Annotated in this window: 19 protein-coding genes and 1 pseudogene; all 20 read left to right on the top strand. The window is 35.5% G+C overall.

Annotated elements, in window-relative coordinates; translation table 11 throughout:
- The first annotated feature begins 381 nt into the window (after positions 1-381).
- The 20 genes and pseudogenes from EKM63_RS08755 (at position 382) to EKM63_RS11600 (ending at position 20,546) form a co-directional block, all read left to right on the top strand.
- Positions 382-870, top strand: a complete 489-nt coding sequence (locus EKM63_RS08755) for a sigma-70 RNA polymerase sigma factor region 4 domain-containing protein (RefSeq protein WP_125705759.1) — start codon at positions 382-384, stop codon at positions 868-870.
- 115 nt (positions 871-985) lie between these two features.
- Positions 986-1,972 carry a peptidoglycan recognition protein family protein gene (locus EKM63_RS08750; protein ID WP_125705757.1) on the top strand — a complete coding sequence of 329 codons (987 nt, stop codon included), beginning with the start codon at positions 986-988 and terminating at the stop codon, positions 1,970-1,972.
- A gap of 416 nt (positions 1,973-2,388) precedes the next feature.
- Positions 2,389-3,339, top strand: a complete 951-nt coding sequence (locus EKM63_RS08745; protein WP_125705755.1) for a peptidoglycan recognition protein family protein — start codon at positions 2,389-2,391, stop codon at positions 3,337-3,339.
- Between the two features lie 321 nt (positions 3,340-3,660).
- The gene (locus EKM63_RS08740; RefSeq protein ID WP_125705753.1) at positions 3,661-4,611 is read left to right on the top strand and encodes a peptidoglycan recognition protein family protein; all 951 of its coding nucleotides are present in this window, start codon (positions 3,661-3,663) and stop codon (positions 4,609-4,611) included.
- 206 nt (positions 4,612-4,817) lie between these two features.
- Positions 4,818-5,633, top strand: a complete 816-nt coding sequence (locus EKM63_RS08735; RefSeq protein ID WP_125705751.1) for a YdcF family protein — start codon at positions 4,818-4,820, stop codon at positions 5,631-5,633.
- 12 nt (positions 5,634-5,645) lie between these two features.
- Complete coding sequence (locus tag EKM63_RS08730; RefSeq protein WP_125705749.1) at positions 5,646-6,698, top strand: AI-2E family transporter; 1,053 nt, start codon at positions 5,646-5,648, stop codon at positions 6,696-6,698.
- Between the two features lie 80 nt (positions 6,699-6,778).
- On the top strand, positions 6,779-8,263 hold the full coding sequence (locus EKM63_RS08725) for a hypothetical protein (protein WP_125705747.1): 1,485 nt from the start codon (positions 6,779-6,781) through the stop codon (positions 8,261-8,263).
- 162 nt (positions 8,264-8,425) lie between these two features.
- The gene (locus tag EKM63_RS08720; RefSeq protein ID WP_125705745.1) at positions 8,426-9,115 is read left to right on the top strand and encodes a 2,3-diphosphoglycerate-dependent phosphoglycerate mutase; all 690 of its coding nucleotides are present in this window, start codon (positions 8,426-8,428) and stop codon (positions 9,113-9,115) included.
- Positions 9,116-9,596: 481 nt separating this feature from the next.
- Positions 9,597-11,999, top strand: a complete 2,403-nt coding sequence (ppsA, locus tag EKM63_RS08715) for a phosphoenolpyruvate synthase (RefSeq protein WP_125705743.1) — start codon at positions 9,597-9,599, stop codon at positions 11,997-11,999.
- 84 nt (positions 12,000-12,083) lie between these two features.
- Positions 12,084-12,317: a type II toxin-antitoxin system HicA family toxin gene (locus EKM63_RS08710; protein WP_318530637.1), complete on the top strand. Its 234-nt coding sequence runs from the start codon at positions 12,084-12,086 to the stop codon at positions 12,315-12,317.
- A 120-nt stretch (positions 12,318-12,437) separates the two neighbouring features.
- Positions 12,438-12,767: a helix-turn-helix transcriptional regulator gene (locus EKM63_RS08705; protein ID WP_125705741.1), complete on the top strand. Its 330-nt coding sequence runs from the start codon at positions 12,438-12,440 to the stop codon at positions 12,765-12,767.
- Between the two features lie 33 nt (positions 12,768-12,800).
- Positions 12,801-14,435 carry an SWIM zinc finger family protein gene (locus EKM63_RS08700; protein ID WP_164504937.1) on the top strand — a complete coding sequence of 545 codons (1,635 nt, stop codon included), beginning with the start codon at positions 12,801-12,803 and terminating at the stop codon, positions 14,433-14,435.
- 75 nt (positions 14,436-14,510) lie between these two features.
- A complete protein-coding gene (locus EKM63_RS08695; RefSeq protein WP_125705737.1) occupies positions 14,511-14,975 on the top strand; it encodes a VOC family protein in 465 nt (154 codons plus the stop codon).
- Between the two features lie 140 nt (positions 14,976-15,115).
- Positions 15,116-15,799, top strand: coding sequence for a GTP pyrophosphokinase (locus EKM63_RS08690; RefSeq protein ID WP_125705735.1), 684 nt, complete (start codon positions 15,116-15,118; stop codon positions 15,797-15,799).
- A gap of 161 nt (positions 15,800-15,960) precedes the next feature.
- Positions 15,961-16,683, top strand: coding sequence for a matrixin family metalloprotease (locus EKM63_RS08685; RefSeq protein WP_125705734.1), 723 nt, complete (start codon positions 15,961-15,963; stop codon positions 16,681-16,683).
- 471 nt (positions 16,684-17,154) lie between these two features.
- Positions 17,155-17,529, top strand: coding sequence for a GntR family transcriptional regulator (locus EKM63_RS08675; RefSeq protein ID WP_125705732.1), 375 nt, complete (start codon positions 17,155-17,157; stop codon positions 17,527-17,529).
- Positions 17,522-18,235, top strand: a complete 714-nt coding sequence (locus EKM63_RS08670) for an ATP-binding cassette domain-containing protein (protein ID WP_125705730.1) — start codon at positions 17,522-17,524, stop codon at positions 18,233-18,235. Before EKM63_RS08675 ends, EKM63_RS08670 begins: the two co-directional genes overlap by 8 nt.
- Positions 18,228-19,022, top strand: a complete 795-nt coding sequence (locus EKM63_RS08665) for a hypothetical protein (RefSeq protein WP_125705728.1) — start codon at positions 18,228-18,230, stop codon at positions 19,020-19,022. The genes EKM63_RS08670 and EKM63_RS08665 overlap by 8 nt, the downstream gene beginning before the upstream one ends.
- A 138-nt stretch (positions 19,023-19,160) precedes the next feature.
- The gene (locus EKM63_RS08660; protein ID WP_125705726.1) at positions 19,161-19,436 is read left to right on the top strand and encodes a hypothetical protein; all 276 of its coding nucleotides are present in this window, start codon (positions 19,161-19,163) and stop codon (positions 19,434-19,436) included.
- Between the two features lie 205 nt (positions 19,437-19,641).
- A pseudogene (locus EKM63_RS11600) lies at positions 19,642-20,546 on the top strand (ABC transporter ATP-binding protein).
- Positions 20,547-20,548: the final 2 nt, after the last annotated feature.

Below are 20,548 nucleotides of genomic sequence, written 5' to 3'. Positions count from 1 at the left end.
CGGCACACGCTGGGTTGGTGAGACAGTTTGTTGGATGTAACTGTGCCACTCATTTGACGTTGCCGAAGAAATTTGCAGACGTGACTATTTTTACCGATAGTATCACGTTGAGAGTTCTAAAAGAATTTTCCAAGGATGACGTCGAAGTGTCGTTCGTGGAAAGCTACAAAGTTAAATTACGCAGATTATCGAAAATGAAATCTATCTAGTTGTATTTATTTTCTGAAGGTTGATAGATAGCGATTGGTGATTTCTGCTAAAAAGAGAATTCAGTTTTATCAGGATGTTGCGTGACGACTTGGCAATTATTATTACATTTCATTATTGGATATATTGTTATTACCACAAGCGCTTGTGAGTTAAAAATATTGGAGACTCACAATGGATCTGACGACTGGATTTGCCAAAGCTATTGAGAACGAGCAATTGATTCACGGGGTTATGAAGCGGGTACATATCTACCAGATGAACGACAACTATCAGGATTACGTCCAGGAGGCGATGATAATCTATGCTAAGGCGTACGTTGATTATTTGGCTGAGGAAAGGAATGTTGAGAAGTTCAACGTCTATATTTTCCAAAAATTAGTTTGGCGGATGACTGATTTATTACGAAGTGAAAAAAAGTTTTTTGATATTCATTCATTAGAAGTGTTCGATTTCGAACGAGTTGAGCAGGTTACTTCTGAAGACTTCTTTGAAGATTTTGATTTGGATTGTTTAACGGACTTTGAACGTGGATTATTTTTCGACTGTTTTATACAACAGATTCCTTTATCTAAGTTAGCAGATAAGTACGAATGTAGTGATCGTAATTTACGTTACCATCGCGATAATATCAAGGCTAAGCTACGAAAAAGGTTTTCATGAATTTAGTTTTTTAAGTCTTATAGTTTACTTTAAGGTTACAAACGTGTGACTTTGTGAATTGGGTATATTTTATTTGCTAAACTTTTATTGCAACATAAAACAGTGGGGGATTATTATGTTTTCAAAGAAGAAATTAATTGCGAGTTTGGCAACAAGTGTCGCATTAACAGGTATAGGTTTTGTTGCAACATCACAAGTAGATTCACTGATTGGGACATCAGAAGTTAAGGCTTCTTATGCGTGGGTCAACAGTTATATCGAGGCTAATAATATTACGCCAGTGGGAATTCAATATCGTCAAGGAACATTCAATCGTTGGATTCCATATGAAAATGGTGTTGGTAGACCAGAAGGAATAGTAGTTCACGAAACAGCAACTCCTGGTGCTACTGCAGAAAACGAAGTCGCATATTTCAATAACAATTGGAAAAAATTATATACATACGTGCATGCTTTCGTAGATGCAAATTCAATCATCAATATTCACAGTTCAGATTATGGAGTTTGGGGCGCTGGTCCAACAGCCAACGCAAAATACGTTCAAGTCGAATTGTGTGAAGTAGGAACAACTGATCAGTTTGCACGTTCAATTTCAAACGATGCATACTATATTGCATCTAAATTGCTTCAATATGGCTTGCCAATGGAACCGGGTAAGACTGTAGTGTCACACAAGCAAACAGGTACAATGTGGCATGAAACGAATCATACAGACCCAGATGGTTACTTCTCAAAATGGGGCTACGATATGAATCAATTCAATGAATTGATTGGTAAGTATTACAACAATTTAAAAGCAACTGGTAGTGTCAATGGTGCAGCTACAAAGCCTAGTACAGATGCTGGTTCTGATAACAATAACAAGGTAGAAGCTTCTAACCCATATAAGGGTATCGTTGACGTTACTGATCCTGAGGGTGATTACGTTCAACTATTGAGTTTTAGAGCTGATGGTAGTGCTTTTGTGCCAACTCGCGGTTTGGCTGATAAGACTCCTTGGGCTACTGATCAACAGAAGCAGTATAAGGGGCATACTTATTATCGGGTGTCGACGAACGAGTGGGTTTCCGATTATTATGCAAAATTTACAGCTAGCAAGTAGGAGTCTTTCCGGTTCCGGAATCAAATCGGTTTCTTCGGCTGGAACGTGTTGGGCATAATTTCGAGCCTTACTTCGTAAGTCTTGAAACTTAGCCTTATTCTAAGCGTGCTTCGCACACTAAGAATAATCTCAACACTGAGCCGAAACCGATTTGATTCCTGCACCTAGATCCTGCTTGGATTGTAAATTTCTTTTTTTAGTTTTTTTTGTAATTATTTATAGTGGTAATGCAAATGGCTCGAGGTCGTATAACTCCCTCTTGCCATTTTTTTTACATCTTAATGGTAAGAGAATCGTAAGCTCTCTCTTGTTTTTTAATACTTAATGTTTAATTTTCCGTTACAAAAATATTACTGTGGTTATTATGGAAATATTTTTGTTAGGCTTATTACAATGATTTGTAATAGGGGGAGAATATGTTTTCTAAAAATAAATGGTTAACTGGTTTGGTTACTTCTTTGGCTCTTGTTGGGGCTGGGTTTGTGACTTCTTCGATTGTTTCACCTGCTGGTGTTCAAGTGGTTAAGGCTGATTCTGCTATTAATAATTATATTGCTAATAATGGTATTCAACCGGTGTCTATTCAGTATCGTACTGGTACTTTTGACCAACAATTCCCATATGAAAATGGTGTTGGTAAGCCTGAGGGTGTTGTCATCCATGAGACTGCTGATCCTGGTGCTACTGCTGAAAATGAGGTTACTTTCTTCAATCGTGAGTGGAAGAATATTCAATCTTATGTTCATGCTTTTGTTGATGATACTGAGATTATCAATATTTCTAGTGCTGATTACGGTGTTTGGGGTTGCGGTCCTTACGGTAATGCCAAATTTATCCAAGTTGAGGTTTGTGAGGTAGGTACTACTGATCAATTTGCTCGTTCTATGGCTAACCAGGCTTACTATACTGCTTATCGTTTGGTTCAATATGGTTTGCCTGATATTCCTGGCGAAACTGTAATTTCTCATCATCAAGTTAGTCAAAAATTTGGTGGTACTGATCACGTTGATCCTGATGGCTATTTTGCTAAATGGGGTTATGACATGAACCAGTTCAACGATTTGGTTGCTAAGTATTACAATCAATTGAAGAATGATGGTGGTGCTACTAATAGTACTCCTGGCACTAACAATAACGGTGGAGTATCTGGTAGTGAGGGTTCTGTTACTGTTAAGAATCCTAATAGTTATGCTGTTCCTCTTGTTGCTTTCCAAAATGATGGAACTACTAAGAGATCTAACCGTGGATTGGCTAACAATTCTGGTTGGTATACTGATCAACAAAAATCATACAATGGTCACACTTACTATCGTGTTTCTACTAACGAATGGGTTGAAGATACTTATTCAACATTTGCAGGATATTAAAAAATTTGACAGCCGATTTGGCTGTCTTTTTTTTTTGCGTTTTCATCTAGGTGTATACGTTTACAACCGTTACGGCGATTCAATCATAATATATCGTATTGAAATATTGATTAAGATAATCCTGATTTGATTTTTTTAAACCCCACTATTACGGCTTTTGTTGACTATGGTTAGTTGCCTAACGACTTTTGATTAAGTTACTCGGCGTTGTGATACCTCCAAGTTACCTTATTATTACAATTTAATTACTTTTAGCATAAATAGAAAAAAACTTGTTAAACTGAATTAGTTAGGAAAATTAACTGTGGGAAGGGTTTATTTATGTTTTTAAATAAAAAATTTATAGCTAGCCTTGCTACTGCGGCTGCTTTGACTGGAGTTGGCTTTGTTGCTACAACACAAGCTACACCTCAGACATTCATCCAAGAAGCAAAAGCTGACTCATGGATCAACAATTATATAGCTGATAATAACATCAAACCGGTATCAATCACTTATACAGAAGGTACATTCAACAAATGGATCCCTTATGAAAATGGTGTTGGTAAACCAGAAGGTGTTGTTGTTCACGAAACTGCCACACCAGGAGCAACCGCTGCTGATGAAGTATCATATTTCAATAACAACTGGCCAACGATTCAAACTTACGTTCACGCCTTTGTTGATGATACACAAATTTTGAATATTCATAGTGCTGACTATGGTGTATGGGGTGCTGGTCCAACTGCTAACGCAAAATACATCCAAGTTGAGCTTTGCGAAGTAAGTACAACTGATCAATTTGCACGTTCGGTTTCAAATGATGCCTACTATGTTGCATCTAAGTTGATTCAATATGGTCTTCCAGTTGAATATGGAAAGACTGTTGTATCACATGATCAAACATCTAAGATGTACGGTGAAACAAACCATACTGATCCAACTGGCTACTTTGCTAAATGGAACTATGGTATGGATCAATTTGTTGCTTTAGTTAATACTTATTACAACCAGATGAAGAGCGGTACAAATGCTGGTGGTAATAACACTGGTAATAATGGTGGCGTAGACAACGGCGCTGTGGGATCTGTTCTTGTTAACAATCCTTCTAGCTATGCAACTCCACTTGTTGCTTTCCAAAATGACGGTTCTACCAAGAAATCTAACCGTGGTTTAGCAAACAACTCTGGTTGGTATACTGATCAACAAAAGACTTACAACGGTCATACTTACTATCGTGTTTCTACAAACGAATGGGTAATGGATAGTTACGCAACATACACAGCTAAATAATAAATTAATTTATATACTACATATAAATTAAAAAATAAATATTAAAAAGATCAGTCGTATGACTGGTCTTTTCTTACGTGTGCCCTAAAGGTTTCTATTCGCAATTTATTATTTCGGGTTATAATGTTAATAAATAGGGATAATTATTTAAAGATTTTGAAGTAATCAATAAACTAAACTTAGTTTTATTGAGTGAGGGATTTCAAATGCCGTACTATATATACGTTATTATCATCACTTTACTTGAGATCGCTTTGGTTTTGAATGTTCGTTATTTGTTCAGCAAACATCCATTGCCAACTTTAGTAGCAGTTATAATTTTTTTGTTCTGTCTTATTCCACCAATTATAAAAATGCACAGCGAGCCTCATCTATCGCACTTTTTCACAATTTATACAGCGTTTATTTTTTCAGTCGACTTAATGTTTTTAATTATCATGGGAATTTATTATTTTTATGTCCGTTATTACTCTCGTGATGAAAAACAATCTCAAGCCGATTATATTATTGTGCTTGGATCCAAATTCATGACTGACAGGATTCCTCCAATTATGATGTCCAGGTTGGAAAAAACTGTCCAAACTTACAACGAATTAAAAGATAAACCTTTCATTATAGTAAGTGGGGGAAAGAGTATCGGAACTGACCGGACTGAAGCCAGCATTATGCATCGATACCTTGTGGAAGCGGGGATCCCCGACGAAAGAATTATTATAGAAGATAAATCAATAAACACGACGGAGAATTTGGAGTTTTGCTCTATTAAAATCAAGAAACATTGGCGGGAAAATAAGTTACCTAAGATTTTGATAGTGACGAGTGAGTTTCATATCCCCAGGGCAAAACGTTTTGCTCAAAGCATTGGGGTGAAAGCTAACTTTATTCCATCTATCACGATGCCGATTTTTAAATGGCCTGCTATGTTTCGTGAGTTCACGGCTATAATCTGGTATTATAGATACACTATCGAAACTGTTATGATGATGATAATAGTTATCTTGATATGTACTTTTGTTCCCTAAGGAGTATTTTGTATGAGCGTATACGATAAGTTCGTTGCTAACAAACGCTTGAGAAGGGCAGTCTTACTACTTGTAGTGATTTTATTGTTCTATCTATTGCGCAGTATGTTAAGTCTCTTCTTGCTGACTTTCATATTTACTTTTTTGTCTGTTCAATTGGTTCGTGCAGTGCAGAAACACTTTAACGTCAAGCCGATTTGGATAATCGCACCTGTTTACATATTGATTATTGCTTTATTGGTTTTTGCAATTACCAATTATGTTCCACAGCTCGTCAGTCAATCTGTCAAAATATTCGATTCGTTGACTAAGTTTTATCACAGTAAAGAAGTTCGAGATAATCAATATTTGAACTACATTTATCAATACTTGCAACAGATCAATTTGGATAACCAAATCAAAACTGCTGCCAGTCAGGTGGTAAATTACATCACTAGTGTTGGTGCGGTCGGATTCAATATCTTCATTTCCTTCCTATTGAGTTTCTTTTATACGACTCAAATCGAGGATATGAACTCATTTGGACGTCAATTCTTGAATAGTAACTTCAGCTGGTTATTCGATGATGTTAGATACTATGGTCAAAAGTTCATCAATACTTTTGGTGTTGTAATTGAAGCACAATTGATGATTGCCGTAGTAAATACTGTTTTGACAACAATAACTCTGATATTCATGAAGATGCCTGGTGTTATCGCACTAGCCGCGATGGTCTTTATACTTTCGTTGATTCCAGTTGCTGGTGTAATTATTTCGTTGATACCGTTGAGTTTCGTCGCATATTCAGTTGATGGGTTGAAATACGTTATCTACATAATTATCATGGTCATCGTGATTCACTTGATCGAAACATATTTCTTGAATCCACAATTTATGTCCAGCATGACTCATTTACCAATATTCTTCACCTTTGTTGTTTTGATTGTTTCTGAAGAATTAATTGGAACTTGGGGATTGATCATCGGTATTCCAATTTTTGTCTTCCTATTAGATATATTAGGGGTGCATCAAATTGGAGGACCAAAGAAACCGAAGAGGCACAAATTTAGACTGAAAAAATCTTAAAAAATAAAAAAGTACCCTATTGGGTGCTTTTGTTTTATATAATGTTAGTAATTGATTTGTTAAATAGAGGAGATTAGGGTATGTCATTTTTTGATAGAGATAAAAAGTCCAGTGAAACTGCTGGTAATCAATCTAATTTTAATAATGCATCACAGCTAAATAATGATCAAAGCCACTTTAGTAGTGTGCCACCTTATCCGCAGGATGATAATTCGACTCCGGATCACCTTCAGCAACAGCAACAAGCTGATCCAGATGTACATATGTCAGCACAAGCTACACCACCTGTTGATCATATTACTGATGCAGATATGCCTGATGATAATGCTTCTGTTCGTCCTGACGGTCCTGAGCTGAACGGTTATTATTACGAGGAACAAACTGTTCCAGCTAAGAACAATAACGACTGGGAAGGTACTGAAAGCCAGTTAGACAGTTTAAAGAGTCAGGAAACAACTTTGAAGAATCAATTACGTCATGAATTGCTTTCATCACGTAGTTATTATAATTACGTCTTGCGTAGTTTGGGCGATGATCAAGATAATGCACGTGCCCAAACTAACGACCAAATCGACAAGATCAATACTTCCTTGAAGAAGTGGTTTGATTCTGATGAGATGGCAAATGAGATTTTCTTAGATCCAAATCGTAATTACTTTATTTTCCACGACCATCTTGATATCAATCCTGATGATGGCGAAAGCCAAATGTGGCGCCAATTGACAGATACTTTCAATGACCACGGATTTTTAGCAAATACAATCACTGTTTCATATGATGATATGGCAAACCAAACTTGGGCTGATTATCAGAATTCTGGTCTGGTAAATCCTAATTCTTACTTATTAAATATGTACAATGATTTGCAAGGCCGCAATCAAAACGTGGCAGTCTCACCAGCTGAAATTCCTTTTGAAGATAACTATCGTATTGAGCATGATAACGAAAAGAATATCGACAAAGTTTATGATGATGACAATTTGATTATGGAAGTTGCTCGTGATAACAAGAATCAACTTAAGATCATTCGTCATTATGATGACCGTAAGTTATTGAGTCGTGATATTTTTGACGTTAACGGTGTTAACTCGGCCACACAATTCTATGATCCACAAAATCCTAATCGAGTAATCCGTGAAAACTTTTATCGCCAAGACGGTACATTAGTTCTGATCAAGAGTTATACAGAGGATGAACCATTTATCCAATTATTTTCACGTGGAAACGTCTTGATCAGTACATTTGCCAGTGATGAAGATTTGATTTTCTGGTGGTTGAAGAACCAAGCCCTGCGTAATATGCAAGCTACAATCTTCGTATCGATCGATTCTCATTTCTACAAACGACTATTAGGTTTGAGAAAATATAGTGTCGAAATAATTCCAATAGTTATGACACAGGATCAAAATGCCGGTGTTGTAACGAACTTACTTGATGGTACCGACAAGGTTACTGCAGTATTTGCTGGTAACAAAAATGTTAATGGCTATTTGAACAAGAATGCCAAAGTTAAGATGGATATTTCAACATTGAACGATGTCGAAACTCCAATTTATAAACACTAAAAATCCTTATGTGACTGAATTTGATTCAGCTGCATATGGATTTTTTTAATGAAAGCGTATGTCAATTGACAGGTTAGCGTAATGAGTGACTCTATTCACTTTTTTTTCGCTGGGAATTCGTGTAAAATGTAACTTGTTAAAGATATGAAAAGAGGAAATCAAATGGCAAAATTAGTTTTCATTCGTCACGGACAAAGTCAATGGAATTTATCTAACCAATTTACTGGATGGGTCGACGTTGACCTTAGTGAAGAAGGCGTAAAGCAAGCTCAAAACGCTGGTAAACTTCTTAAAGAAGAAGGTATCCTTTTTGACCAAGCTTATACTTCAGTATTGACACGTGCTATCAAGACATTGCACTATGCTCTTGAAGGCTGTGACCAACTTTGGATTCCAGAAACAAAGACATGGAGATTGAACGAACGTCATTATGGCGCACTCCAAGGCTTGAACAAAGCGGAAACAGCTGAAAAATATGGTGATGAACAAGTACATATTTGGAGACGTTCATACGATACATTGCCACCATTATTGAAAGCTACAGACGAAGGTTCAGCAGCAAAAGACCGTCGTTACGCAAACTTGGATCCAAAGATCATTCCAGGTGGAGAAAACCTTAAAGTTACTTTGGAACGTGTTATTCCTTTCTGGGAAGACGAAATCGCTCCTAAATTGTTAGACGGCAAGAACGTTATCATTGCAGCACATGGTAACTCACTACGTGCCCTAACAAAATACATCGAAAACATTTCAGATGCTGACATCATGGACGTTGAAATGGCAACTGGTGAACCAGTTGTTTATGACATGGATGACAATTTGAATGTTGTAAGTAAGAAGAAGCTTAACTAATTATTCTTCGTGGCTACCGCCACTTAGAATAATTTATGGGGTCACCTAGGCGACCGTATTCCTTAAAGCACTTCAAACATAAAAGTCGTTGAATGAAATATATTTCATTCAACGACTTTTTTTAGTATAAATAGGAATACAAGGAGTTAGCAGAATGGAGGACGATATTGTGGAATCTGAGACTGATCAATTTGTTAAATCTAACGAAGAATATTGGGGGCAATTTTAATTAAATTTACATTAGAATCGAATTCTAATTCTTAATTTTTTCATAAGAAATCTACACTTTTTTACTCCTGATTATCGTTAACCAAATCATTGCCGTTTACTTTATTGATATAACACGTTATATATAATAAATAATACATAATAACCAAATTACATCTTTACACTTAACGAGTATATGCTCTACAATTAAGTTGTGAGTGGAAACGTTTTCACAAATCTGTTTATTTTATTTAACATTTCAGGAGGTAGCATCATGAGTAGTCGCGACGAAGCAAATGTTTTATGGTTTAACGAATTACATCGAGAAGATGTGAATTTGGTTGGTGGGAAGTCTTCATCATTAGGTGAAATGACATCGTCAATGGATGTCCCTGTACCTTATGGTTTTGCAACCACTGCCCATGCATATCGTTATTTTATGGATGCAACGGGTCTAAATGATAAAGTAAATGACTTGCTTAACGGAATGAAAGATTACGAGGATTCCGATGAACTTCGAGTTATGTGCAAGAAGATCCGTGATTTGATTGTTGGCGCTAAAATGCCAGACGATTTAGCAGAGAACATTAAAAAATCTTACGCTGAACTCTCAGAAAAGGTTGGTCAAAAGGATCCATTTGTTGCTATTAGATCTTCTGCTACTGCTGAAGATTTACCAGATGCATCATTTGCTGGTCAACAGGAATCATACCTCAACATCAAGGGTGCTGACGACGTAGTTAATAGAGTTCAAGAATGTTATTCTTCACTATTTACTGATCGTGCTACATATTACCGTCACAAGCAACAATTCCCTTATGAAAAAGTTGCTCTATCAGCTGCGGTTCAAATGATGGTCTTTTCAAAGGCATCAGGAATCATGTTCTCAGTTGATGTTGCCAATGGTGATGATACTAAGATTACTATTGATGGAATTCGTGGTTTAGGAGAGTATATTGTTTTAGGTAAAGTTACTCCAAATCACTTTATCATCGATAAGAAAACAATGAAGATCGTTGATAAAACTGTTGTTAAACAAACTATTCAATTAAATCGTATTTCTGATGGTGGAACGGTTGAAGATGCTGTGCCAGCAGACTTACAAGAGAAACAAGTTTTAACAGATGACCAGATTCTCGAATTGGCCGGTTATGCTAAGAAAATTGAAGAGCATTACGGCTGTTACATGGATATGGAATATGCTTTGGACGTCAACACAGATCGTCTATGGATCGTTCAGGCTCGTCCAGAAACTGTATGGTCACAACATAATAAAGAACATAAAAATGACTCAGGAGATGATAACGTGGTTGCTCAATCAGATGCTAAGGTCGTTGTTCGTGGATTACCAGCCAGCCCTGGTATAGCAAGTGGTACAGTTCACGTTATTGATGATCCGAAAGATATTGATCAATTTAAAGCCGGCGAAGTTCTAGTTACATTGATGACTTCTCCTGACTGGGTTCCAGCTATGAAGAAGGCTGCAGCCATCGTTACAAATAATGGTGGTATGACTTGTCACGCTGCTATCGTTTCTCGTGAAATGCAGATTCCATGTATCGTTGGTACAGAAAGCCGCCAAGTTGCTGCTACAGATGCACTTAAAGATGGTGATGTAGTAACTGTTGATTCTAAGAATGGTGTTGTATATGCAGGTAAGGTTGAAAGTCTTTTGAAGAAACCAGCTGCTGAAGCACCAGTTGCAGGACAAGTTGTTGCTGCTGAAACATTTGCTCCAACAGGAACAGGTGTCATGATGAACTTAGGTGATCCAGACTTAGCTGACAAATACTCATCACTTCCAGCAGACGGAATTGGTTTAATGCGTGAAGAGTTCATCTGGACATCATATATCCATGAACATCCTCTATACTTGATCGACCAAGGACATCCAGAAAAAGTTGTTGATATGTTAGCTGACGGTGTTTCTAAAGTTGCCCGTGCAATGGCTCCTCGTCCAGTTGTTCTACGTCTATCAGACTTCAAGTCAAGCGAATATCGTAACCTTAAAGGTGGTGAAGACTACGAGCCACATGAACCAGCTGATTTACTAGGTTGGCGTGGTGCTTCACGTTACTACGATCCTAAATACATCAATGCCTTCAAGCTTGAATTGGAAGCTGTTAAGAAAGTACGTAATGAATTTGGATTGAAGAACTTGAACGTAATGATTCCATTCGTACGTAAAGTTGATGAAGCTAAAAAAGTTACTGAAATCATGAGAGCACAAGGTCTTGAAAGAGGTGCAGACTTCAAAGTTTACATGATGGCAGAAATTCCTTCAAATATTATTTTGGCAGATAAATTTAATGAGTATATTGATGGATACTCAATTGGATCAAACGATTTAACAATGCTACTTCTTGGTTGTGATCGTAACAATGATACAGTTTCAGGATTGTTTGACGAACGTAACCTTGCAGTTAAACGTGCAATTCGTCATTTGATCAAAGCTGCACACAAAGATGGAAAGACAGTTTCAATTTGCGGACAAGCACCATCAGAGTTCCCTGACTTTACAAACTTCTTGATTCAAAGTGGTATCGACTATGTATCTGTTAACCCAGATATGGTCAAAGAAACAAAACGTAATGTTGCACACTTTGAGCAAAGAATCATGTTAGATAAAGCAACAGGTCGTGGTTTGGAAGATCCAACAGACTACGATTGGGAATAAATTATTATAGAATTTTTAAAAGAAAATAACCTCCGTAATATGCGGAGGTTATTTTTTGTTGCAGAGTTAATCTATGAGATACTTATGTATAGTAGAAAAGGGAAGAAGCTAGTAAAAATTATGGCATTGAAACCACATAGGTTAGTTAAGTTGTTAAAGCAAAATGGATTCGTTCGTAAATCACAGAACGGCTCACATTTGAAAATGTATAATCCTAAGACTAACGTTACCGTACCAGTGCCGATTCATAATGATAAAGAATTGGAACATGGTATTGAGAGTAAGATTTTGAAGCAAGCCGGGATTCGACAAAAATAATGGGTAAACAGCTCTTAATAAGGTATCAATCATGAAGTAATTTCCATTGATAATAATTCAAATTTGAGTAGTTTTTATAATGGCATTAAAACCGTGATATTGAGGAGGTATTTAATAATTATGCTTAAAATTAGTAATGATAGTTTGCTTGCGATTCATCCGGGATATTACATTAAAGAATATCTTGAAGAGGAAAATATGAATCAACGAGAATTGGCTGACCGAATGAATACCAATGAAAAGCAAATAAGTCTTCTGCTTAATGGAAGAATTGAGTTGGATAATCAATTAATTGAAAAACTTTCTTTAGCTTTAGGAACCTCTAACAGTTTGTGGAAAAATCTTAATGATAAATTCTTAAAAACAAAAGAAGAAATTGAGAAAGATTCTAGACTAGAAGAAGGGAAATCAAAGCAAAAGAGTATAGATTATGGATTCTGGAATGATTGATCAATAATGAAATACAATATGGAGAGTCAACATATGGACTGGGAAAATAAATTTGATGAAACAATATTGGATCGAGGATACGATTATTTTCAGCGTGGGTTGGTCAGCAATATTAAAAAATCTGGAAATATAATCAAAGCGGACGTCAGTGGTTCAAGTATTTATAGAGTTTCAATGAAGATAAAAGATGGTCAACCTATATCTGCTAGTTGTGATTGCTCATATGCAAGCGGTAATAGACTTTGTAAGCATATGGCTGCCGTCTATTTTGCTGTCAATGATGAGAAAGTCGCAACTGAGTCAGAAAGTGATAATCAAAATGTAGAAAATATTGTTGAGGAAGTTTCCGATAAAGACATTCGTGAGTTTGTAATTGAAACACTTAAACTAGATTCAACTTTATTTAATCTATTTAAGATACGATATTCTAAAATGTCTAAGGATGAATTTGCTTCTTTGAAAAGCAATATTAACAATATTTTTAATGCCTATAAAGATAGATATGGCTACATTGATTACTATAATGCTGGTGGATTTGAAAACGATTTAGAAATATTCATTAACGAAACAGTTCAATCGCTTGTCGACAGTGGTCAGTTAGAAATTGCTTATAAATTGATAAACTATATTGCTGTTAAAATTTCAAAACTCAATATTGATGATTCTGATGGTGAAATCATAGAATTAATGGAATGTTGTGATGATATTTGGACACAAATTATTTCTTTGACAGCTGATATGAAGTTAAAGCGAAAAATGTTTAAGTGGTTCCAAACGAAAATCGATAAGTTGGAACCTTTCGATGATACAATTGATAATATTTTATTTTCAGAATTTAATGAACAAGAATTTCTGGAGAAAAAACTAACTTGGACTAAACAAAGGTTCGTCGAGTTAAAAGATAATCATGATTCGTATACAGATGAGTATCGAGCAAAATCAATGGCATTGCATTACGTTGATATGCTCAAGAAATTAAATTATCCTACGGATATGATACGTGATTTTCTATTTGAAAATAGTGATGATTGGGATATACGTAGGTCCTATGTAACATATTGTATTGAGCATGAAGATTATTCGGAAGCAATCCGATCATTGATTGAAGGTAAAAGATTGTTTAGTGATTTGAGTGGTATTGTTAATCAATTCAGTATTCAATTAAAAGATTTGTATAAAAAAATTGGATATGATGAAGATTATCGAAACGAGCTTTGGGAATTATTGACCAAAACTAGTTCCCCTGATATTAAATTGTACCGAGAGCTTAAATCAGTATTTACTGATAAGAAGTGGCCATCAGTACGAGAAAAGCTTCTTGCTGATATGCCGAAAGGATCTGACCTTCAGGAGATATATTTAGAAGACAAGTTACTTGATAAGTTGTTGGAATCGGTTTTATCAGAGCGAGGGCTATATGGAGTACAAAGATATGGTTCAACACTGAGGCCACTGTATTCTGCCAAGCTGCTTCAAAAGTATGTTCAGGTTGCATCTGATATGGCGACCGATTCTGGTACGAGACAACATTATCGAAAGATTGTGAAAGTATTAAAAGAAATGCTTAATTATCCCGGTGGTAATGCTGCCGCTGAAAAATTGATTGAAAAGTGGCGAGAGGAGTACAAGATGCGCCCGGCTATGATGGATGAATTGAATAAATTTTAGTGACTACACAAATTTGTGTAGTTATTTTTTTGTTTTGAGTTATGATTATTTCATAAAAACAGGAGGGCTTTCATTATGAACAAAATCGTACCTAGTCTTTGGTTTGCTGATAACAACTGTGAGGAAGCTATTAACTACTATATTGATGTATTTCCAAACTCAAAGATTGATGAAATTAATTACTATCCTGATGAAAAATTAGATGAACATTTTGAAGAGATGGCTGGCAAGATTTTGACTGCTGTTTTCCATTTGAATGGTCAAAAATTCATGGCACTTGATGGTGGACCATATTTCCGCTTCAACGAAGCTATTTCATTTACGATCGAATGCGCAGATCAAGATGAAATCGACTATTACTGGGAAAAACTTTCTCACGTCGCTGAATCTGAACAATGTGGTTGGGCTAAAGATAGATTTGGTATGTCTTGGCAAATCGTTCCTGAAAATATGGGCGAGTTGACTCAGACACCTTATCAAATTCAAGCAATGATGAAAATGAAGAAGATAAACATTGCTGAATTAAAAGCAGCTAAGTAAAGTTCAATAAAACAATAAATAATCTTCATAATTTTTCCGTGTTTTGTGTTGTACGATGAATGTATCGAAACGGAGAATTGAAGTAAGGATGATCACGTCGTGATACATCCTTTTATTTTATTCAGAATTGAGGATTTGTAATGATTCTAGAGCGAGAAAACTTAATTAATGTGAATGATATTAAGCGTCAAATGTCACAATTAACGGACGATAGACGTGACGGTGAAGAGATAAGTAAATTTGTCAGTTATTATCAACTTTGTCGTGCAGCAGTTGGTGAATTCGGAACTAAGCTTGAGAACTTGGATTCAGATTACCAAGTTAGACACAATCATAATCCCATTCATCATATCGAGGTCAGAATGAAAGATGTCGGAAGTTTAATCGGGAAACTTGAACGAAAAGGCTTAGAGCCGACAATCGATAGTGTGCCAGGTAATATTTTTGACGTTGGTGGATTGCGTGTCATTACAAATTACTTGGATGATGTCTATACAGTTGAAAAGAATTTGTTGGCGCAAACCGATGTTAAGTTGATCAAACGAAAAGACTACATTAAGAACCCTAAGCCAAGTGGCTATCGTAGTTTACACCTTGTAGTTTCAGTACCAGTATTCCAATCAGATAGCGTCCAAGTCACTCCAGTGGAAATCCAGATCAGGACAGTTGGAATGGATATGTGGGGAAGTTTGGAACACAAATTGCGTTACAAGACTGATGTTGATGAGGATAAAGTGGCTAAATATTCTGCAGAGTTGCAAGGTTATTCTGATGAAATAAATCATATTGAGACTAATATGCAGAAGATTTTCCATGATCTGTAGAAAAAGGATTTCTCATTTTTGAGAAATTTTTTTCTATCATGATTTTATTATTTGCTCTATCAATTTTGTCGAAAAGATTAGTCATGCTAAATAATTATATTTTTCAAGAAAAATGGGTATAATCAATATATTGAATATTTAAATTAGAGAGTGAGAACCGAATGCGATATTTAAGAAGGTTATTTCTAGGTGTGGTTATTGTCCTAGCAATAATTGAACTGGTAACATTTACTAAATGGATGCCCAATGGCAACCAATCCACTGGAAAATTTGGTGCAATTGAAACGGCAATATCTGAAAAAGTATCCAAAGTTTTTCCTAATTCCATTGCTGGGGATGTCACAGCGGTAAACAATCAACAGAAATTAAGCAAGCAAAAAGAAGAGCAACAATCATCTATTAATTCAACAACTCCAATAGAATCAATCGTTAAGGGAGTACCATTACCTAACACATACCATTATCATTTTGAGGAGGGAATTCCTGAATCAGTTAAACAAGTTTTTCTTGAAGCTGTGTATACCTATAATCAAACAGGTATCGTGAAATTGATCGCGGGTACTGGAAAATCAAGCGATAATTCAGTAACTTTTTCAATATATTACAGTACTGAGCCGGATGAATACACCAAGACTAAAGAACTCGGAAAAGGTGGACCACACATCTACCGGACTGCCATGAGTAGTTATAATCATGGAAAAGCTAGTATCAATCTTACTTATCAAGATGATTCGATTTCGCAATCCGTTGCAACTCATGAGTTGGGACATGCGCTTGGATTAGGCCACAGTCAAGATAAGCAATCTGTCATGTATCCGATGGATGAAGGCATGACTGCTTTGAATGAGAATGATATCAATACATTAGAAGCAATTTATGAATAAAGATGTTTTATAGGGAAATCAGAACAGCACGTCAACTAATTAGTTGGCGTGCTGTTTTTTTGGTTATTATTTGCTTCTCTTATTAGTCTATTGATCGTTTATTATTTCTTTTCCAACCATGGGACCACTAAATTCCTCTGTTTGGGAAAAGTCATGCTGTTTGATAAATTTATCCGAAGTAAAAGGATTTTCCTCAGCAGGTGTTTATACAATCACTCCGTCTCCACCTTGAAAGACATAATATTCTTGAGCTAATGGCATTATTGATTCTGGAACGGTGAGAAAATTTAAATTACCAATTTTACGAATTTTTATACTCATATTTTTCACCTTCTCATATAGTGAACAAAGTATAGTCGGTACTGATACCAATAACAACAAATTCCGCAAAGAAGATCGAATTTTCTTGCATTTACTTAGTTATAGTTCTATAGTGTACTAGTAAGCTAATACACTAGGTAGGTGAGAGAGATGGAATTTGATGACAAGATTCCAATTTACTATCAAATTAAGAATTACCTGTATCATCAAATCGTAACTGGGGAGCTTGATCCAGGAGAAAAATTGCCAGCAGTCAGACAATTGGCGGTGGATGTGACAGCCAATGTCAACACTGTTCAACGTGCTTTAACTGAGATGATCAATGAACAGATCATTGAACCTCAGCGAGGTAAGGGTAATTTTGTAACGATTGATGTTGATAAAATAAAGCAACTAAAGGACAAATTAGTGAAAGAACAATTGACCATTGCATATCAAGAATTGCACGATTTACAACTTTCTGATAATGAGATTCTTGAAGAGTTGCGCAAGTTTATGAAGAATAGGGGTGTCGAAAATGAGTAATGTTATGAAAATTGAAAATCTAAATTACAGCCATAACTTAGTAAAAATTTTAAATGACGTTAATTTGAAAGTTGAAAGTGGCAAAATCATTGGTCTATTAGGCGAGAATGGTGCTGGTAAGACTACATTGATGCGTTTGATCACTGGTAATGCACACGGAACAGGCGCAATCGAAGTTAGCGGTACTTTCCAAGCCAAAGATCGAAAAGCACATGTTAGTTTTACGGATCATCTGAATGGATTTCCTGCTGGTATGAAAATTGGTAAAATCGTCGATTTCTATAGGACCGTCTATGACGATTTTGATGATAAACGTTGTGATGATTTGATGAAATTCCTTAATTTGGATAAAACCATGAAGGTTTCGGCTTTATCAAAAGGTAATAAAGAAAAGTTGATCATTGCTTTGACACTGTCTCGTCAAGTCGAATTGTATCTATTGGATGAACCATTTAGTGGCATCGATAGTATGAGTCGTAAGAAAATTATCAACAGTATCATTCAATGGAAACCTGAACATGCGACAATTTTGGTCAGTGATCACTATGTTTCAGAGATAGCACCGATTTTGGATGAAATCATCGTTATCAAGAATGAAACGATTGCATGTCAAAAGCAGACCGACGAAATTCGAGAGAATAAAGGTATGAGTGTTGAAAACTTTTACGAAAGTTTGTATGACGAAGGGGGCAATAACAATGACTAGTTTTGGAAGTTTATTCAAAGCATTATCTGGCGAAAAGTTTAGGAATTCAAATTTCATTATATTGATCGAATTATTGTACGTGATTGTTATTTTAGGACTTAGTGTCTTCCATGGAGCATCGATTGATTTGCAACTTTCTACAGGAATTTTAGCTGGTGCAGCATTTATCTTTATGTCCTTCGAATTTATCAGACTGACAGTTTTATCTGAGAAAAAATATACCAGCAGCACTTATAGATTGATACCAGTTAGTGACACAAAATTCTATCTCACTAACTTGCTTTCATCATTCGTTAACTTTGTTTATGTAGGATTAGTTCAAGGAATTTTGTTTGCGATTGCTATTTTTACAAATTGGAATGAATTGAATCATTTGTTAAGTAATATGAGCACTGAAGTTAATTTCAGTAAGATCAACACTGCAGATATATTTAAAGGATTTGCTGCAATGATCTTCGTATTATTGGCTATAGCTATATTGACTTGGACAACCATTAATTTGATTCACTTACTTTCTAAAGCGGCAAGTAATTTCTTGCCACGTACTGGTAAAAACTTGTTAACATTCATTTTGTATGTATTGGTTATTGGATTGGTATTTAGAGTCGTGGGATTCTTCACAGATCAATTTTCAAACTCAATGCAATTCTTTACCGGACCTGGTTATAATGCTAATTATCTCGGTATTTGGATCAATACTTTGATCTTCCTTGTAATTGCAGCTGTAGAAGCAGTAATCAGTATCTACTTGAATTATCGTTGGGTAGATACTAACAATGAAAATTAATTGAAAAATTAATTTATCCGCTTACACGCCTGATTTAACGACATTATTGGAATAGTGTAGTTCGTTATATTTACCTGATTATGCTAGAATATTCTTAAGCAGTATAAGAAGATAAAAATAAAAAGCAGGTGTATATTTATGAAAATGAACGATAACACAGAAGCTAAAGAAATTTTGTCGAAACTGTACACGGATATTAATAACAATAAGGAAATCGATACTGATGACTATGCCAAAGACCTAGTACTCAGATCGTATAACTTGTTGGATAAAAACTACTCACTAAACTATCTATTCGGCCGTCTCAAGGATGACGAAAAGGTTGTTGCAGCCGTCAAAGCTGTTGATGGTGAAGATGAATATGAAGAAAAAATCAATTATCTAGCAAAGGGAAATAACTTTACTGTAAATTAGTATTATTACGGCTGTAGTGCGGCTTAAATTAACCTCATTAGCCGGAACTTTTCCTCAATATTATCCGTCTGTCACGATTAGTGATTAGACGGTTTTTTTGTTGGCTTTTTTTGATGATCGAGCGGAGAAAAATTTGAAATTGAGTATTCTAGTAATTTATCAAAATAATTGATATTTCATATATCAATAAAATGAGGGAAATCTTATGTCGAAACTACTTTTAGAAACAAAAAATATCAAGAAAAAATTTGGTGACCAAGAAGTATTACAAGATATTTCCATGTCAATTGCTGAAGGAGATATATATGGCTTTCTAGGTAAAAATGGTGCAGGTAAGTCTACAACTATGAAAATCATTTTGGGCCTGATGAAAGCAGATGAAGGTGAAATAAATATATTTGGGAAGAATCTTTTCAGTAACAGGAAATATATATTGTCCAACATCGGTGCGTTAATTGAGGAACCATAGTTTTATCCAAATTTGACTGGAACTGAAAATTTAGAAATAATACAGAACCTTACTGATATACTTAAATTAAATATTGAAAAATCTCTCAATATTGTTGATTTAACTAAGGAAAAAGACAAAAAAGTTGAGAATTACTCACTAGGAATGAAGCAAAGATTAGGAATCGCAATGGCAATAATAAAATTTCCTAAATTCTTGATTCTTGATGAACCAACAAATGGATTGGATCCAGAGGGAATGCACGAGATTCGTGAGCTCCTTAAATCACTTCCGAAACAATATGGTATGACACTCTTGGTTTCAAGTCATATCCTTTCAGAAATGGAACAAATATCAAAAACGCTGGGCATCATTAAAGATGGGAAATTATTGTACCAGGGGACGCTTAATAGTTTGATGGCACAAAATAATTACCTTATTACAACTAATAATGTTGACCTAACTCGAAATATTTTGAATGATGATCCATATAGTTCAATAACTTCGATTGATAACAGAACGGTATCATTTAGTTTACAAAATCCAGATGAAATAGCTAACATTGCAAAAAAGTTATTACGAATGATGGCAAGTTATACTCCATGTATAAAAAGAACAAATCACTTGAAGACATTTTTCTTGATTTGACTGGGGGAAAATAACG

This window comes from Companilactobacillus mishanensis (genome assembly GCF_003946505.1).
GTDB lineage: Bacteria > Bacillota > Bacilli > Lactobacillales > Lactobacillaceae > Companilactobacillus > Companilactobacillus mishanensis.
This window is presented reverse-complemented; position numbering and strand designations above follow the sequence as displayed.

Excerpts from the sequence above, each read along its gene's own strand:
- EKM63_RS08700 (WP_164504937.1), top strand. The coding sequence starts at position 12,801 with ATGGACTGGGAAAATAAATTTGATGAAACAATATTGGATCGAGGATAC.
- ppsA (WP_125705743.1), top strand. The coding sequence starts at position 9,597 with ATGAGTAGTCGCGACGAAGCAAATGTTTTATGGTTTAACGAATTACAT.
- EKM63_RS08660 (WP_125705726.1), top strand. The coding sequence starts at position 19,161 with ATGAAAATGAACGATAACACAGAAGCTAAAGAAATTTTGTCGAAACTG.
- EKM63_RS08730 (WP_125705749.1), top strand. The coding sequence starts at position 5,646 with ATGAGCGTATACGATAAGTTCGTTGCTAACAAACGCTTGAGAAGGGCA.
- EKM63_RS08665 (WP_125705728.1), top strand. The coding sequence starts at position 18,228 with ATGACTAGTTTTGGAAGTTTATTCAAAGCATTATCTGGCGAAAAGTTT.
- EKM63_RS08755 (WP_125705759.1), top strand. The coding sequence starts at position 382 with ATGGATCTGACGACTGGATTTGCCAAAGCTATTGAGAACGAGCAATTG.
- EKM63_RS08685 (WP_125705734.1), top strand. The coding sequence starts at position 15,961 with ATGCGATATTTAAGAAGGTTATTTCTAGGTGTGGTTATTGTCCTAGCA.
- EKM63_RS08690 (WP_125705735.1), top strand. The coding sequence starts at position 15,116 with ATGATTCTAGAGCGAGAAAACTTAATTAATGTGAATGATATTAAGCGT.
- EKM63_RS08750 (WP_125705757.1), top strand. The coding sequence starts at position 986 with ATGTTTTCAAAGAAGAAATTAATTGCGAGTTTGGCAACAAGTGTCGCA.
- EKM63_RS08735 (WP_125705751.1), top strand. The coding sequence starts at position 4,818 with ATGCCGTACTATATATACGTTATTATCATCACTTTACTTGAGATCGCT.
- EKM63_RS08710 (WP_318530637.1), top strand. The coding sequence starts at position 12,084 with ATGTATAGTAGAAAAGGGAAGAAGCTAGTAAAAATTATGGCATTGAAA.
- EKM63_RS08745 (WP_125705755.1), top strand. The coding sequence starts at position 2,389 with ATGTTTTCTAAAAATAAATGGTTAACTGGTTTGGTTACTTCTTTGGCT.
- EKM63_RS08725 (WP_125705747.1), top strand. The coding sequence starts at position 6,779 with ATGTCATTTTTTGATAGAGATAAAAAGTCCAGTGAAACTGCTGGTAAT.
- EKM63_RS08670 (WP_125705730.1), top strand. The coding sequence starts at position 17,522 with ATGAGTAATGTTATGAAAATTGAAAATCTAAATTACAGCCATAACTTA.
- EKM63_RS08695 (WP_125705737.1), top strand. The coding sequence starts at position 14,511 with ATGAACAAAATCGTACCTAGTCTTTGGTTTGCTGATAACAACTGTGAG.
- EKM63_RS08705 (WP_125705741.1), top strand. The coding sequence starts at position 12,438 with ATGCTTAAAATTAGTAATGATAGTTTGCTTGCGATTCATCCGGGATAT.
- EKM63_RS08720 (WP_125705745.1), top strand. The coding sequence starts at position 8,426 with ATGGCAAAATTAGTTTTCATTCGTCACGGACAAAGTCAATGGAATTTA.
- EKM63_RS08675 (WP_125705732.1), top strand. The coding sequence starts at position 17,155 with ATGGAATTTGATGACAAGATTCCAATTTACTATCAAATTAAGAATTAC.
- EKM63_RS08740 (WP_125705753.1), top strand. The coding sequence starts at position 3,661 with ATGTTTTTAAATAAAAAATTTATAGCTAGCCTTGCTACTGCGGCTGCT.